This window comes from Streptomyces sp. NPDC050528, assembly GCF_044457795.1.
Lineage (GTDB): Bacteria > Actinomycetota > Actinomycetes > Streptomycetales > Streptomycetaceae > Streptomyces.
On record NZ_JBITHH010000018.1, the window covers coordinates 78,546 to 93,081 of the forward strand.

Below are 14,536 nucleotides of genomic sequence, written 5' to 3' on the forward strand. Positions count from 1 at the left end.
GTGCGGACCTGCGATTCACGATTTCATCGTACGCGGATTCGATTTTCCGTCGTCCATGTCTCACACCGGCCGTGAAGGTGTCTTCTTGGGGGGTTCCATGTCGCAGCTCTGCTACTGGTGCAGGGAAACAGTGATTGTCTGCCCTAAATGTTTGAGCGAGTTCGGGAAGATGGAGACGTGTTCGCGTTGTGAGACGACCGGCTTCCTCTGCCCGACCGATCACGGAACCTCGTGGCAGGGGCATGTCCCATGTTCGCCCGAGGATGAAGCCGCGGTCGATGCCTGGGTTCGTTCGGTGTGCCGGGACCCGTGGGACCATGACATCACCGAGTCTCTGCCGTTCGCCGGAGAGGAGACGCTGAGCTACCTCGCCTTCATGGCGGACTTCAACGCCTACCGCCGCTTCCCTCGAACCAACGAGGATCTCCGCGCAAGGGTCCAACTGACAAGAGCCCGAGACCTGGCCATCCGGCTCGGCGGGCGCGAGCCGAACGTATTGCGCGCGGGCCCCTTGGGAGCGTGCGCACCCGAGGCCACCGTCAGCACGCCACCCGAACCTCCCTTGACGGCCCCACCGAAACCTCCCGTGATGACCCCGCGAAAAAAGTGGTGGCAGAGGTAAGAGGAAGAAGAAATGCCCGAAAATGTAAAAGTAACGTGTCCCCACTGTCACCGTCAGACTTGGGTTCGCAAGGGTTATAACGACCCTTGCGAGCACTGCGAAAGAATCATTATGCAATAGGGGTGTGGCGTTTCCCCTTGGTCTCGGACAGCGGTTGCTTACGCTGCGGGGTGAAGGCGCGTCCTGGACCGGGTTTCGAGTGCGTTGAGGTACGTGAAATCCGGGGTGCCTGCGGAGCCTGGTGCGGTAGTGCGTAAGGGGGATTCACCTGGTGCGTTGCCGTCATTCGAGGGTGCGAAGACGCCGCGCCCGAAAGAAGTGACGGCCTGCGCGGAAGGCCAGGAACAGCGTCGTGATCGCCAAGACGAGGTTGAGCGTGTCCACAACCATCACGACGGAGTGGGTCGCCCCCAGCAGCCGCGGCAGGTTGCTGCCGATCATCCCCAGGCCCATCAGGAGGGGGATCCAGGCCAAAACGACACGCGCGCCCTGATCGGGACCGGCTTCCTTGCGAACGTGGGTCCGCTCCCACCACCGGCCGCCGAGGGTCGCGAGGACAAGCGCGCACCCCATCGCGACTACGGACCAGTCCATGAACCGCAGTGTCACCCTTCCCTCGATTCGTTCGCGGTCCGTTCCTGCTGCCGCCTACGACGCAACCCCTTGGCACTGGCGACGGCGACGAAGAAGGTGCCGCCCACTGTCATAGGGAGGTTGGAGGCGAAGGGCCTCAGCGGGGGGTGTTCAAGGAAGGCCCGGCTGAACGCGATTGCGATCAGGGCGACTGTCAGCGCGGTCGCCCACATGAGTAGTACGAGCAACCATGTGTTCCGGGTGCTCAGCCAGGAAGTCATGGGGTCATCATGCACCCGCCATACGGCCGACTGCAGTCCCCTTCTCCGGGAAGTCACGCTCAACTCATCTTCAGCGACGGCCTGTTGGTGCCGTAGAGGCTGCGGGCAGGGGATCAGGGGAGCCGCCCGGCCCTGTGGAGCGCGTCGAAGGCCATCTCGTCGACGGCCGAGACTCGGTCCCGATCGACGTAGCGGAACCACGCCTTCTCGGCGATCTCTCTGGACGGGGTCAGCTCACCGTGGTGATCGGCGGTGTAACAGATCATTCGGAAGGGGTCGTGATCCGGATGGCCCTCACCGATCTCGAACGTGCCGAAGTGCACCATGGAACCGGGGTCGATGGTCGCCTGCAGTTCCTCGTCGATCTCCCGTACCAGGGTCTCGTTGTCGGACTCGCCCGGCTCACGATGACCACCCGGGAGGTAGAAGCGATCTCTGCCGTGGCTACGCGTCACCAACACCCGGTCGTCCCGAACCAGGATCCACGCCACCTTCTCCGGCACGCCGCTGCTGCCATTCGCCATTCGCCATGGCCCGGGACGGTAGTGGAGGGCATCGTCTGCGTCAGTACCGTCCGCACATTGGGCTTGGGAAGCGTGGGTTTTGGGATGGGGATTGGGATTGGGAGAGCTCAACTGGCCTGTGCTGTGCAGACGGGTTGATGAAGTCGTGCCGGCCGTCGGTTTCGACCCGTATTCGACTGCGGTGGCCGGAAAGAACACGCTTCACTTACGTCGTGGAACTCGTCGAGGGACCAGTCGACTGGAGCCCGGAGCTGCATGCTGCCGGCACCAAGTCTCGTATGCAGCGCTGTGCATGGGGTTCTCCGTGCACGCATAAAGCGCGCTGGAGCGTGCGGGTCAAGGACAAGGGCGGCGAGAGCTGGTGGGCTGTCTGCGAGGAGCACCGCGTTTCGTCAGCGGTTCTGAATACAGGCTCGCCGTGACCGACTGTCTGCACGGCCCCAACTGGGCATCGGCGGCGGTGACTTGAGGTCGCTCCCGGTCACGCGCACGAGCCCGGCCACACCCACGAGTGTCAACCGCAGTCGCCCAAAGTCGCAGCGGTCCACGGGCGTTGATATCAACGTTGGATGCCGACGGAGCAACTCCGGTGCTGGGCAGATCTCCGGGGCAGAGCGAACTCACCCAGGTGTCGCGATCCGCGGCGAGGAATAGAGGAACTGGCCCTTGCCCAGAGGCTGTTCCTCAACCTTGCCGCGCCACAGGAGTACGCCGTGGCGCCGCTCCCAGAAGAGTAGATACACGCCCTTGACGATCCGTTCCGGTGCGAAGAGAAGCCCCCAACCAATGGCCCAGGGACCCCAGAGCAGGCCGAAGACCAGGGTCGGCAGCGCCACGATGACAACGAAGGGCCCGGGGAAGCTGCGGCGCATGGACTCACGCGGGGCGGGGAGTATCGCCTCGGGGTCGTTCAGAGGGACTGCGCTCTCGAAATCGCGCCTCTCACCGCCCACCCACGGCGACCGGGTCGAAATTGCCAGCAGACCGAAGAGCGCGCTGAGCCCTAAAACGCCCAAAAGCGCAAACACCGTGCCGCTTTCGGCCTGCGGTAACCCGCGCACGCCGAAGACCACAGGCGCGGTGACGGCCATGGCGACCCCCACTTCGACGATCGCCGCGAACTGATAATGGACGTAGCGCACCACGGCTTTCCCCCTCCGCACGCGCCTCCCCAGGACGGACGCAGGACTCACTATGTAGGCCGTGCATCCCTCGGTAAACCGGCCACCGCCTCGGCCCTGTACCGGCGTGTGCCGTTGACCTCCCGTTCGTAGGGCATTGGCGGAACCGTGACTTCAACGTTGGGCTCGGGGGCGCTCGGTGACTTCCGGGCGTCGCGGTGAACACCGGCTCAGGCAGGGGCCGTTCAACTAGGGGTCCAGTAAGTACTCCGCCGTCTGCGGTTGTTGATGTCAACGATGGATGTCAGGAGCTGCTTCGGCGACTGTGGCCGGACACGTGCTTGTTGGCCGCGTCGAAACCCTGCTGCGGCCCCGATGCCCCGGTCTGCGACAGTGGTGCCGTGCTGCTGGATCCTGAGAACACGCTGTTCGTCCGTGGTGCCACGCCCGTGCTCCTGCTGGCCGACGCGCCTGTCCACGATGCCTTGCCGCTCCTGACCGCGTCGGACGCGGCGGTGCCCCCCTTGTGCGAGGGCTGGAGCATCGTTCCCCGACTCACCCTGTGCGTGGTGGACGGACCTGGGGACCACGGTCTCGTCGTCCCCGCTCTCGCTGCGCTGGTGGTCGGCGGGGCCGACGATGGCACGGGCACGGCATCTGCCGGCATGGGTGACTGGTGTGCGGATGCGGAGCAGGCCGGCGGAGCAGTCGTTCTGTCTCTGGACCACCTGCCCGAGACACTCGACTGGCCGGCCCTGCTGTCCTCGGGTACTGCTCGCGGCGGCTTCATGCCTGCGCCGGCCTGACCATAGAACAACACGTCCGACTCGCGAAGCGAGCGTTAGGCTTGCCGGCCGGCTTCGCAAGCCTTGGGCTGGTGTACCTCTCGCCTGCTGCAACGGTCCGTAGGCGTCCGGGCTTGGCCGCCGCTATTCGCCTGCGTTGTCATGCAGTTGGACACTCACGGCCACAGCGACCTGCCAGCACTGGCGGCAACCCCGGGCTGACGCATGACGCAAGGAAACCTGAGCCGCGAAGGCTCGAAGAGCCGCTAGTAGTAACTGCTGTGTGCGGCCCAGACATCGATGACAACCATCGTCAGGACCCAGAGGGCTGCGACACCGAAAACGGAACGTTTGACCAGCCGAGTCCGATGTCGCACCACGATGGTGAGCTGTTCTGTGTCCCTGCCGTCAGGTCGTGGGTAATCCCGCCAACGGCCTGTTCCTATCCAGACCGCCGCCAAAGCCACGGCAATCCAGACAGTCCACTCTCCTAGCCGTTCACCCAGTTGGTACAGCGTCATCTGTAACCCCCCTATCCCCAGCGCAGAAAGACCCTACTGCGGCCGCAGGACAACAATTCGGTGGGGGGCGGTAGCCGATTCGAGGCGGCGAACTTCTGATCCGTGGCTCTGCAGAGATCGATCGTTGTGGACGAGAGGGGACGTAGGCAGTGGTCTGTGGGTCGGCGTTGGGCGCTGCCGGTTGCTGTACTTCGTCGGCGTACAGCAGGATCGAAGGATGTCCCGCTCAGTAGGCGCGCACACTGCCGATCCGTGCCCTCGGTGCCGCGTTGAAGCGGTTCGTCCGGGCAAGCCGATGGCTGTTGGGGGATGCGATGCGGTTGGCTACCACTGCGATTACTGTGCGCATGCGTGGACTCGGCAGGTTGAGGATGACCTGGACGTCTACGACACCGTCAGGGTGGACCTCCCCGACGCCACGCTCTACGGCACGGTCTGGCAGGTGGACGCGGATCGCGTCCAGGTGCGCGGTGCGGGTGGTGATTGGCTGCGGTGGGTCGAGCGCTGGAGAGTGATCGTCTACTGAAGGCCCTCCTCGCCTGTGTCCAACTGATCGACCGCACTCCGGAATCACCTGGCTTGCTGGCGTCGGCCGCGGTGCGGATGACTGCCGCATGCGCCGGGGGCGGGTGCACTCTTTCCAACTGTGGGGGTGGGGTCTTGGGCTGGGTACGGCGGCGTTCATGGGCGGCTAACTGCTGGCACCGAGACGGTTTGGGGTCTCGCCTGAACGGCAGTGAACGGTGCTGAATGAGACGGAGACTGAGACGGGGAAGGGCCGAGACTCCGACCTCGAAGTAATGTCTGTCCCTCGTGCCATCATCCTTACCTACTGAGGATCCCTGGATGCGAAGACGGCCAGGGGGCGGCTGTCGACTTGGTGAGTGGGGGCGCTGGATGCAGATTGCAGGCGTTGAGGTGTATGTGAATCATCCGGTGTTGCACCTGGGTGCCACCGACTGGGTACCTGTCTCCCTCGATCTGGGAGACACCGACGCCGCCAGTTGCGACACCCATGTGGCAGTCCGGGTCCGTCCTCAATCGAATCTCATCCGAGTCCGCATCTTCAGGGACTCGACCGGCGCCTTGGGCCTCGATCCGACCTTTGCGACCGTGTTCGACGGCCAACTCCTGCTGTCAGATGGCCGCCTGGCCGTTGGCGACGTCGAAGGACTCACCCGCTTTGTGCGTCTGATCGGTGACCGAGGTGCCTGGAACGTCCGTGTGGCCGTGGACAGACCGGGGTGGGAAGCTCGCGCCATCGATGTGACTTTGGGATGGCCTAGTACCTAGTCGGGCCGCCGCCGGCCGGGGTCCCAGGAAGCGGTCTGCGGCGCTACGCCCTCAGCTTGGGAAGCTCGGGTCTTCTGGGCGCTACTACCGTACTGACCTGCGGCGGAACTGGGCTGCGGCCCATGACGGTATGTGGTCGACTCGCCGTTGTTCCCCGTGAGTCCCCGCAGGTTCTGGCACGGGAATGGCACGCATCCTGCCCTCGTCATCCCCGAACTGCCGGGCCCTGGATCCTGGACGCCTGTGCCTCAGCTGGCGAACGTCAACCACGATGGACGGTCGTCGAACGATCAGGCGCGCGTGTGTCAGAGCACCACCATCGGTCCTCAGCCACGCTGCCCGGTGACGTCCGTCAGAGCAAGCCGCGTCGGCAGAAGCGTATTGGTGAGCCGTTGGGCGATGACCTCTTCACCCCGAAGCGACTTGGGTGGGGCGCTGTCTTGGGGCTGGTGTGGTCCTCACGTGCGTTGATGGTCCGATGGTGTACGCCGGCGTTGTCACGCGGCTAAACACTCAGCGCGGGCGGGGCCATCAGCCAGCGACCCGATACCAAAGGGCCCGCCTGCCGGTTGCATCACCCAGTTGTTCTGGGATCTGCGACGGGATTGGGTCAGTTCACGCCGCCGCTAGAAGCGGTACATCACCTCTGCTGCTTCTCCCCCTACCCTCCGTGTCCACTTGGTCCTAGCATGTGATCTAGGCAACATGTCTGGGGGGGATGGATGATCAACGTGGAAGCCGCTATGCCCGATGTGCCGCTGAGGGGGGATTTACCAAAAAAGCAGCGCATGGAGATGCTGCAGGATGGCTACCTCCGTGCTGTTGCTGCGGCAGCCGGCTGCACTATGGCGAAGCCTGATCCGGACGATGGAATCGACTGGAAGCTGAGCCATACCTCTGAATTCCATACTGCCGATTGTCAGATTGACCTCAAAATCCAGCTGAAGAGCACATGGACTTCAGCTCCTAACCCCTCAAACGGGTTCGTCTCCGTTAATCTCTCCAACGAGCGACTCAAGCTCCTCGCCCGTTCCCCAGTAACTGTGCACCGAATATTGGTTGCGATGATCGTTCCCGAAGACATTGCTAACTGGGTGGAAGCCAGCCATGAAATATTTCAATTGCGACATTGCGCCTATTGGCGAAGTGTGACAGGAGTTGAGTCATCGGGAGAGAAGTATACGGCGGTCAGAGTTTCAACGAGTCAAATCTTTGACGATGTTTCCTTATGTGCAATTATGGAGCGAATAGGTAAGGGGGGCGCACCGTGAAGGTGCCAGACTTTAGAGAGGTGGCCGAACATCTCACGGACTCACAGTTAGCGATCGCTCTTGAATCGACAGGGTGGCAAAAATTCGGCGGACAGGTCAATCTGTATAGCCGTTGGCGACCAACCGCGAACTCTGACTCCAGGTCGGACGGTGGGCTCCTTTTGCCGCAAAACCAGGAAACTGAAGATTACGCCGACTTGCTTAGCCAGGCTGTCGCGCAGGCGTGGATGCTAGGGGATGAGCGGATTCGATCAATCCTGCGGAGGGCGGCGACACTGCACTCTTTGGGAGATGAGCTGAAATTCCATAAAGAAGCCCCTTCACGAAGGGGTACTATCCCATGGAGCGCCGGTGAAGACCTCCACGCAGGAGCACGTAAGTCCATGTTGGTAGCGGCGAAGACGCGAAAATCCAAGTCGGCTTACTACGGTAACTCGAATAGCTTCCTTGCTAAAACTTTTCTAGATTCCGTACTCATGGGTCAGACAGAAGTCGGCAGCTACGTAATTACTGCTTATGCGCCTCCCGAAGAAGTATTTTCTGAGCGGAAGATCAAACCGGGCGACACGATTCCATTGATTGGTCGACACACTGGGCGAGAGATTACATTGGGGCTCGTAGAAGTACTTGCAGCTGCGCGGGAATCAGTTGACGATTTTAAAGAAACCGGATCGACATACACATTTGTAGAGAATGTTAGGCGCGGATTCTGCTATGAGCTGACGCAAGCTGTCAGGAATTTGATTAGAGATTCTGATGGAGCCGAGGTTGAAGTCGAGCTAAACTCAGCCGAAGATCTTTTCTCCGGACGTCCCGCAGAGACTCATAGGCTTGAGTTTTCCCCCTCTGACTATGCCGCCTTGGAGAAGGCCGGCAACATGCTGGCCGCAACTGTCAATCCTCTGTTCGTTACGGTTCTAGGTACTGTGACTCTGCTCGAACGGCCAAAGCCAGGGAACCCAGGCGTAGTCCGCCTGGACGTTCTGAGTGGCACAGAGGCTCGCAAAATGCGGGTTCGCCTCAAGGTTGAGGACTACGATATGGCTGTTGACGCTCATAGAAATAACCTAGGTCTCAGGATTTCCGGTAGGCAAGAGCTCGAAGGCCACTTTTATTGGCTTTACGATCCACGGGTCATCGAACTCGTTAATATTGCTCCACGGCCATCAAGCGGAGCAGTCGGTCAAGGAAATCAAGACCCTCTCTTCGGCGAGTTCTAGCGCGTTTAGTAGAGGACTCCGGGTTACCCACGGACCTCATGCTGCAAGTCGCAGATGCGGTGCGACTACTAGATATTCGGAGCGTTGAGTTCTGAAATAACGGCATTGTTTAATCTGTGGAGGTTCTCATCAAAAGAATTAAGTCGCTTAAGGTTCGAAACTTCCGCGGAATCTCGACGGAGGTAGAACTGAGCCTTGTGAATCGCAATGGGAAGATTTCCTCGATGCTAATTCTTGGAGACAACGGGACAGGAAAGTCCTCTCTCTGCGATGCTTTTGAGTTTTGCCTGAGGGGGAAAATCAGTCGGCGGGGCAACGCTGGAGCTAAAACCCGACGGGAAGCTCAAAATCTAATCAATCGTGGTACTCCATATGTAGAAATTGAAATGGAAGACGGTAAAGTATATGGCCGCGGCTCGGGCCAGGTTGGTCAAGGAAATGTCAAGCTGAAAGGGGAAGATTTTGCTCCAGGTTTCTCGATGTGTCCGACTGTCCTGAGCCGACCGGATATCGAGGTATTCTGGAAGATTGATCCTAGCGAGAGAATGAGATTCTTCTTTGACTATTTTCGCGATACCGTAAAGCATACTGGGTATGTCGCCCTGGAGATCGAGCGGACTCAGTTCGACATGCAAAAATCGCTCATTGCGATGCTTCAGGGGCAGCTCCGTCTTTCCCGACTGACTCAAATTCCGGCCTCATCTATTCCCACTAGAGGGAAGGAAGAGTTCGTGCGCTGGCGCTCTAAAAGGTTTCGTCAGCACCCAGCTTCCCCGAGATTGAAGAAGGCGGCAGGAGCGATCCCTCTTTCGAGGAGTGTTCGCCAAGCGTTGGATGAACTTGAGCAGAGCATCGACGTGGTATCAAGGTACGCGCGGCACATCGAGTCGCAAAAGAGACTTGCTGGTGCGCGCGGGGATTCTCTGCCGATTATCTCGTCGGAGCTGTCTAGTGTTTTGAATGAGATTGCTTCGCGAGTCTCAGAAGATTTTGCTGAGATTGCCAAACTTGAACACATCGATTCTATCCAAATGGCACCCTCGAAGGATGGGGTAGGGCTCGAGATCGACTGTGTTCTCGCGACGGGCGATCACGTAAATCCTGTTCAAATCTTGAGTGAAAGCTCACTGGATCTTCTGGCGCTACTAGTCATGCTGGGTGTAGCTGACGTCTGCGCGGTCCGCGGACAAACGAAGTTTCTGGTTATGGATGATGTCTGGCAGAGCGTTGATTCCGTACACAGAAATTCGATTCTAGATTACCTGTTCGGCGAGCGCTTCAGTAAATGGCAGTTGATAGTTACTGTCCACGATCGTCTTTGGGCGCGCCTTATTCAGGAGAAGGCGCGGCGTAATAGCTTTCCGCTCAAGGTTGTTGAGGTGACGCAGTGGTCGGCGGCGTTGGGTCCCATGATTTCAGACGCCAATATTTCTACCATCGACCAGCTTTCTAGTCTTATTCAGACTGCGCAACCGGAGCCTCTATGTGCCTATACGGGCAGATCTCTCGAAGAGCTATCGGATAGGCTCACTGTAGCGCTTGGAGTAGCTGTTTCCCGTATTCCCGGCGACCGGTACACCTTGGAAAATCTGTGGCCTCCCCTGTACTCGAAGATCAATAAGTATGAGTTGGATCAGGCAATTAAATACGCTGCAAAGTCGGTGGATGATGTCTATATCCTCAGGAATACATATGGGGCTCATTATTCCCAATGGGCTGAGTCGATGTCGCGAGCAGAGGTTTTGCACTTCGCTAACTCCGTAAAGGAGCTTTGGGAGCGTACGCATTGTGAGGTATGTTCCGCCCCGTTGTCGCGTTTTAAAGTGAAGGGTAAAGATTTGGTGGGTTGGCCATGTAGTCACGAGAAGTAGAGTGTCTGCCGCACACGATGCCGATACGCGCGATACTGAGTAATCTGAACGTCAGTGGGGCGGCTTAGGTCTGGAACTGCTTTGGCGCCAGTGAGCATGGCCTCGTTTGACCGAGGGGGAGGCGCGGGCCGGAGAGTTCGGTGCCACGCTGGGTTGAGCGGCGTCATGCTGGCGCCTTCAGTGAGCCTCTTCGAGCTGGCCACTGATCGGGTGACGGTCCGTGAAGCGCAACGCCCGAGGCCCCCAGGCTGTTGATCGAGATGTCTGACGTCTCAATCACGTTGCTCGGGGGCCTCGTTGGTCATCCATCCTGCCGCACTTGACCTGCCACATGCGCTCGTGGAGTGGGTCACCATGCTGATCGTCACCCGTGAGGGCGACCGCCGATGCAAGCTGCGCCCGTCCCAACGCGCGATGGTGGCACTGGTGTACCTGCGCGAACACACCACCCTGGCGAAGATCGCAGCCGGGTTCGGTATCAGCGAGTCCACCGCTCACGCCTACATCACCACGGTCGTCGACCTGCTCGCCGAACGAGCACCGGGTCTGCTGAAGGTGCTGCGCGAGAGTGATGCGGACTTCGTCCTGCTGGACGGCACGCTCGCCGAGTGCGACCGGGTTGGCGACGGACGCGCCGACTACTCCCACAAGCACCGGCGCCACGGAGTGAACGTGCAGGTCGTCACCGACCCCGGCGGCCGGCTGCTGTGGCTCTCACCCGTCCTGCCGGGCCGCACGCACGACCTGACCGCGGCCCGCACCCACCGGATCATCCGGATCTGCGAGCGCCAGAGCGTTCCCATCCTGGCCGACCTCGCCTACCAGGGCGCCGGCCCATGGGTGACCACCGGCATCAAACGCAGGCCCCTGCAGGAACTCACTTCAACCGAAAAGACCCTCAACCGGGCCCTGGCCGCTGCGCGGGCACCGGTCGAACGCGGCGTCGCACGCCTGAAGTCCTGGCGCATCTTCCGCAGATCCCGGTGCAGCCCGAACCGCATGACGTCAATCGCCAAGGCCATCCTCACCCTTGAGCGGCAACGCTGAAGAAGCTCAGTGAAGATCGGCTCGCCTGTGAGGTTCCCGGACAGCCGTTGGATCGGCTGTCGGCTGTATGCGGTTTGAAGTCGTGCGAGCACGATCGGAGTTCGGTGCCGTGACGGCGTGCCACCGGCAGGAAGAGCGCTGGTCGGACTGTCCAGGTGATGCGTGTATTGACGTGGGTGACGGACACGGTCCAGGGCTCCCTACGCAGGAGGCATCGTCTCGTGTCGATGCGGTGGTCGTAGAGCCGCTCCCACGCTTCTTGAGATGCATCGGTGTCGAGGGCGGGTGAGATGGTGCGGAGGATGGTCGAGACCCAACTGTCGGCCTCCCGCTCCGAGTACGCGTCGTAGGAACCGAACAGGGTCGGCGGCAACTGCCCGCCCACTCCTTCCGTCCAGCACTCGCACCAGAACCCGCTCCTGGCCGTGGTCTTCAGCATGGGTGCCCTCCCCGTCGTACGTCCGTGAAGAGTTCCGCGGTGACCGTGTGACCGTCGTCGCTGTCGTGGACCACGAGCCGGTGGGCGATCGCGCTGACCATTCCCAACCCCCGGCCGTGTTCCGCCTCCTGGTCCTGTCCTTCGGGTGAGGCTGGTTGGGGCGGGTGGCGCGCGGGGTTCTTCTCCGGACTCCGGTGTCCCGGAGGGCTTCACAGGGATCGGCGCCCATCAGCACGTACGACGGGCAGGGCCCAGGTCGCTGACCCGGGCCCTGCCTGTGTGTGGGGGTTGGAGCAACCTCAGTCCGTTTCCCCCGGCTTGACCACCGTGCTCACGAAGTTGCCGATCGCGCCGAGCGTCGCGCCCAACTGCTCGATCTGGGGGAAGTGCGCCGCGTCCGTGATCGGGGCGAAGTGGCCGTTGGGGAAGGCGTCGGCGTAGCCGCGGCCGTACTTCAAGGGGGCTATGCCGTCTTCCTCGCCCCAGACGACCAGGACGGGGACCGTTACCCGGTGGAGGCGGGCGCGGAGTTTCGGGTCGTAGGTGAAGTGGTCGCCGCCGTAGACCGCGAGGGTCTTCTGGTTGGCGCCTGCCGCCGCTCGCTGTTCGTCGGTGAAGGAGGCGAAGTCGGGGCGGAACTTGGCGTTGGCGAAGGAGAGTTGGCTGACGTCGGACGGGGCCATGGTGCGGGGGTCCACGACGCGGTTCTCGACCATGTGGGCGTGGATGCCCACCGCGTTGAGGAGGGTCAGGGCGCCGATGCGGCCCTTGTTGTCGCGGAGGGCCATCTCCGCCGCGATCCAGCCGCCGACCGAGTTGCCGATCACCATGACGTTCTTGAGGTCCAGCGTGTCGAGCAGGTCCAGGTAGGCGATGGCCAGGTCGGCGACCGTGTCGAAGCGCTCCGGGCGGGGCGTGCCGTCGAAACCGGGGTGGGTCGGTGTCACGACGTACACGTGCTCGGAGAGGGCGGCGGAGATGCCGGCGACCGTGCGCGGGCCCGCGCCGCCGTGGAGGATCAGCACGCCTTCGCCCTCCGTGTTCTCGCCGAACTCCTGGATGGTGACGGTGAGTCCGCCGGGGAGGGCGACGGTGCGGGGGGAGGTGGGGGCGGAGGCAGGGGTGGTCATGGTGAGGTCCTTGTCCTTGTGCGTGCTGGCGCTTGTCTTTGCTTGCTGAGAGCTGGCTCTCATTAAGGTAGGGGGTGGACTCTCTTTATGCAAGCCTACTCTCATGATGGGGGTTAAGTATTGGTGGGGATGGGTGCGCGAACGCTCTTCGCCCCCGACGCCAAGTACAGGGTGAGACCGTCGTCCGGCGGTCGGAAACGGAGACTCGGTGAAACCGGATGAACCTCACGGCATGAGCGAGCCCTACGGCGGCGGCCGTGCCCAACCCGGCGACAGCGAAGCCCAGTTGACAAGGTCGGCGCGTGGTGACGCGGGGGCCTTCACTCACCTCGTGCGGGACCACTCGGCCGCCCTGTACGGCTACTTCGCCCGGCGTATGCCCGCCGCCGCGGAGGATCTGCTCTCCGAGACCTGGTTGCAGGCGTTCGCCGCGCGGCGCACGTTCGATCCCTCGCGGGGTTCGGCTCGGGGGTGGCTGTTCGGGGTGGCACGGAACGTGCTCGCCCAGCAACTGCGGCGGGCGGGGCGGGAAGAGCCCGCGCCGGGGCCGGATGTCACCGACCCCTGGCAGGTGGTGGACCAGCGGCTCGACGCCGCCGCGATGGCTCCCGCGCTGCGGCGGGCGCTCGCCGAACTGCCGCCTGAAGAGCGGGAGTTGCTGCTCCTCATCAGTTGGGAGCAGCTCACCCCGGCCGAGGCCGCCGTCGTCGTGGGGATCCCGGCGGGCACCGCCCGTTCACGGCTGCACCGGGCCCGGGGCCGACTGCGCGACCGGCTCACCCTGCCCCGCCCGGCGGGACGGAACCTCACCGCCACAGGAGACCTGGCATGACCGCGTACGACGACACGGAGGAGAACGGTATGAACGAGCGAGGCGCACTGCTGGACTTCCCCGGCGCCGATGAACTGGCCGCCGCGGGTCACGTCCACCCGCTGCCGGAACGGGCGTTGGCCCGGGTACTGGCGGAGGTCGAGGCCGCCGTAGCGACGGAAGGGGCCGACGTAACCGCCCCGGGTGCGAACGTAACCGCCCCCGATGCGAACGTAACTGCCCCGGGCACGGCCGGTGTTGTCGTCGCGATGCCCGAACGGCGGCTGTTCGGACGGCAGTTCGGGCGGCGTCGGGCGCTGATCGGGCTGCTCGCCACCGCCGCGGTGGCGACCGGTGTGGTGACGTATGCCAACAACGGCGGGACCTCGGCGGGTCAGGACGCGGGTACGCGCAGCGAGGCGCGGGCGAACACCGCGACCGTCTTCCTCGACGACATCTCCACCGTGGCCGCCAGTCAGTCGGTTTCCTCGGGGAAGTACTGGAAGACGCGGACGACGGTCGGGACCGCGTACCTCTCGCAGTCCATGGACTACTACGTCGTCAACGGCGGCAAGGCGTACCGGAAGGGGCTGCGGCCCGACTGGCAGGTCGGGCCGAAGGACCTCGACTGGAAGGGACTTGGGCAACTGACCACGGATTCCGGCAAGTTGCTCGCCCTGCTGCAGTCACCGCCGCGCCCCAAGAGCATCTCGCCGTTCGACCAGGCGGTCACCCTGCTCACCGACTCCCCGGCGAGTCCGCAACTGCGGGCCGGGGTCTTCAAGGCGATGGGCGGTCTGAAGGGGGTCAAGCTGCTCGGCCAGGTCAAGGACAGTACTGGGCGTGGTGGTACGGCAGTTGAGTTCGCGGAGGCCAAGAGTGTCGGGCAGGTGATCGTCGACCCGAAGACCAGCGCGATCCTGGAGTACACCTTCACGTGGACGGCCGGGCCCAGCAAGGGCAAGGTCACCCACCAGACGTTCCTGTCGACGGGGTTCACCGACAGGATCGGCTGACAGGGGAGGCG

At 62.4% G+C, this 14,536-nt stretch carries 14 protein-coding genes and 1 pseudogene; 9 read left to right on the plus strand and 6 right to left on the minus strand.

Annotated elements, in window-relative coordinates; all coding sequences use genetic code 11:
* Positions 1-904: 904 nt before the first annotated feature.
* The 3 genes from ACIBK4_RS44410 to ACIBK4_RS44420 form a co-directional block, all read right to left on the minus strand.
* Positions 905-1,216: a hypothetical protein gene (locus ACIBK4_RS44410; protein WP_399004807.1), complete on the minus strand. Its 312-nt coding sequence runs from the start codon at positions 1,214-1,216 to the stop codon at positions 905-907.
* 373 nt (positions 1,217-1,589) lie between these two features.
* Entirely contained in the window at positions 1,590-2,000 is a 411-nt protein-coding gene (locus tag ACIBK4_RS44415) for an NUDIX domain-containing protein (RefSeq protein ID WP_399004809.1), read from the minus strand.
* 620 nt (positions 2,001-2,620) lie between these two features.
* Positions 2,621-3,145 carry a hypothetical protein gene (locus ACIBK4_RS44420; RefSeq protein WP_399004811.1) on the minus strand — a complete coding sequence of 175 codons (525 nt, stop codon included), beginning with the start codon at positions 3,143-3,145 and terminating at the stop codon, positions 2,621-2,623.
* A gap of 377 nt (positions 3,146-3,522) precedes the next feature.
* On the opposite strand from ACIBK4_RS44420, the gene ACIBK4_RS44425 reads away from it, so the two are divergent.
* The 7 genes from ACIBK4_RS44425 (at position 3,523) to ACIBK4_RS44455 (ending at position 11,129) form a co-directional block, all read left to right on the plus strand.
* Positions 3,523-3,927: a hypothetical protein gene (locus ACIBK4_RS44425; protein WP_399004813.1), complete on the plus strand. Its 405-nt coding sequence runs from the start codon at positions 3,523-3,525 to the stop codon at positions 3,925-3,927.
* Between the two features lie 900 nt (positions 3,928-4,827).
* Positions 4,828-4,953, plus strand: coding sequence for a hypothetical protein (locus tag ACIBK4_RS44430; protein ID WP_366433043.1), 126 nt, complete (start codon positions 4,828-4,830; stop codon positions 4,951-4,953).
* A gap of 371 nt (positions 4,954-5,324) precedes the next feature.
* Positions 5,325-5,720 carry a hypothetical protein gene (locus ACIBK4_RS44435; protein WP_399004815.1) on the plus strand — a complete coding sequence of 132 codons (396 nt, stop codon included), beginning with the start codon at positions 5,325-5,327 and terminating at the stop codon, positions 5,718-5,720.
* A gap of 722 nt (positions 5,721-6,442) precedes the next feature.
* Complete coding sequence (locus ACIBK4_RS44440) at positions 6,443-6,991, plus strand: DUF4365 domain-containing protein (RefSeq protein ID WP_399004817.1); 549 nt, start codon at positions 6,443-6,445, stop codon at positions 6,989-6,991.
* A 284-nt stretch (positions 6,992-7,275) separates the two neighbouring features.
* Entirely contained in the window at positions 7,276-8,211 is a 936-nt protein-coding gene (locus ACIBK4_RS44445; RefSeq protein WP_399004819.1) for a hypothetical protein, read from the plus strand.
* Between the two features lie 116 nt (positions 8,212-8,327).
* Positions 8,328-10,082: an AAA family ATPase gene (locus tag ACIBK4_RS44450; protein WP_399004821.1), complete on the plus strand. Its 1,755-nt coding sequence runs from the start codon at positions 8,328-8,330 to the stop codon at positions 10,080-10,082.
* Positions 10,083-10,379: 297 nt separating this feature from the next.
* Positions 10,380-11,129 carry a transposase family protein gene (locus tag ACIBK4_RS44455; RefSeq protein WP_399004823.1) on the plus strand — a complete coding sequence of 250 codons (750 nt, stop codon included), beginning with the start codon at positions 10,380-10,382 and terminating at the stop codon, positions 11,127-11,129.
* Here ACIBK4_RS44455 and ACIBK4_RS44460 read toward each other — a convergent pair.
* The 3 genes and pseudogenes from ACIBK4_RS44460 to ACIBK4_RS44470 all read right to left on the minus strand — a co-directional run bounded on the left by ACIBK4_RS44460 (position 11,107) and on the right by ACIBK4_RS44470 (position 12,698).
* Positions 11,107-11,568, minus strand: a complete 462-nt coding sequence (locus tag ACIBK4_RS44460; protein ID WP_399004825.1) for a hypothetical protein — start codon at positions 11,566-11,568, stop codon at positions 11,107-11,109. The genes ACIBK4_RS44455 and ACIBK4_RS44460 overlap by 23 nt on opposite strands.
* Positions 11,562-11,711 (minus strand): annotated as a pseudogene (locus ACIBK4_RS44465) (ATP-binding protein); the annotation flags it as partial. The gene ACIBK4_RS44460 and the pseudogene ACIBK4_RS44465, both read right to left, overlap by 7 nt.
* A 156-nt stretch (positions 11,712-11,867) precedes the next feature.
* A complete protein-coding gene (locus tag ACIBK4_RS44470) occupies positions 11,868-12,698 on the minus strand; it encodes an alpha/beta fold hydrolase (RefSeq protein WP_399004827.1) in 831 nt (276 codons plus the stop codon).
* A gap of 232 nt (positions 12,699-12,930) precedes the next feature.
* On the opposite strand from ACIBK4_RS44470, the gene ACIBK4_RS44475 reads away from it, so the two are divergent.
* Complete coding sequence (locus tag ACIBK4_RS44475; RefSeq protein ID WP_399004829.1) at positions 12,931-13,530, plus strand: RNA polymerase sigma factor; 600 nt, start codon at positions 12,931-12,933, stop codon at positions 13,528-13,530.
* Positions 13,527-14,525 (plus strand): hypothetical protein, encoded by a 999-nt coding sequence (locus tag ACIBK4_RS44480; protein ID WP_399004831.1) that lies wholly within the window; start codon positions 13,527-13,529, stop codon positions 14,523-14,525. The genes ACIBK4_RS44475 and ACIBK4_RS44480 overlap by 4 nt, the downstream gene beginning before the upstream one ends.
* The last annotated feature ends 11 nt before the right edge of the window (positions 14,526-14,536 follow it).

What these genes read in the sequence shown, in the direction of transcription:
- ACIBK4_RS44410 (WP_399004807.1), bottom strand. Translation starts at nt 1,216, where the DNA reads ATGGACTGGTCCGTAGTCGCGATGGGGTGCGCGCTTGTCCTCGCGACC.
- ACIBK4_RS44415 (WP_399004809.1), bottom strand. Translation starts at nt 2,000, where the DNA reads ATGGCGAATGGCAGCAGCGGCGTGCCGGAGAAGGTGGCGTGGATCCTG.
- ACIBK4_RS44435 (WP_399004815.1), top strand. Translation starts at nt 5,325, where the DNA reads ATGCAGATTGCAGGCGTTGAGGTGTATGTGAATCATCCGGTGTTGCAC.
- ACIBK4_RS44440 (WP_399004817.1), top strand. Translation starts at nt 6,443, where the DNA reads ATGATCAACGTGGAAGCCGCTATGCCCGATGTGCCGCTGAGGGGGGAT.
- ACIBK4_RS44460 (WP_399004825.1), bottom strand. Translation starts at nt 11,568, where the DNA reads ATGCTGAAGACCACGGCCAGGAGCGGGTTCTGGTGCGAGTGCTGGACG.
- ACIBK4_RS44470 (WP_399004827.1), bottom strand. Translation starts at nt 12,698, where the DNA reads ATGACCACCCCTGCCTCCGCCCCCACCTCCCCCCGCACCGTCGCCCTC.
- ACIBK4_RS44475 (WP_399004829.1), top strand. Translation starts at nt 12,931, where the DNA reads ATGAGCGAGCCCTACGGCGGCGGCCGTGCCCAACCCGGCGACAGCGAA.
- ACIBK4_RS44480 (WP_399004831.1), top strand. Translation starts at nt 13,527, where the DNA reads ATGACCGCGTACGACGACACGGAGGAGAACGGTATGAACGAGCGAGGC.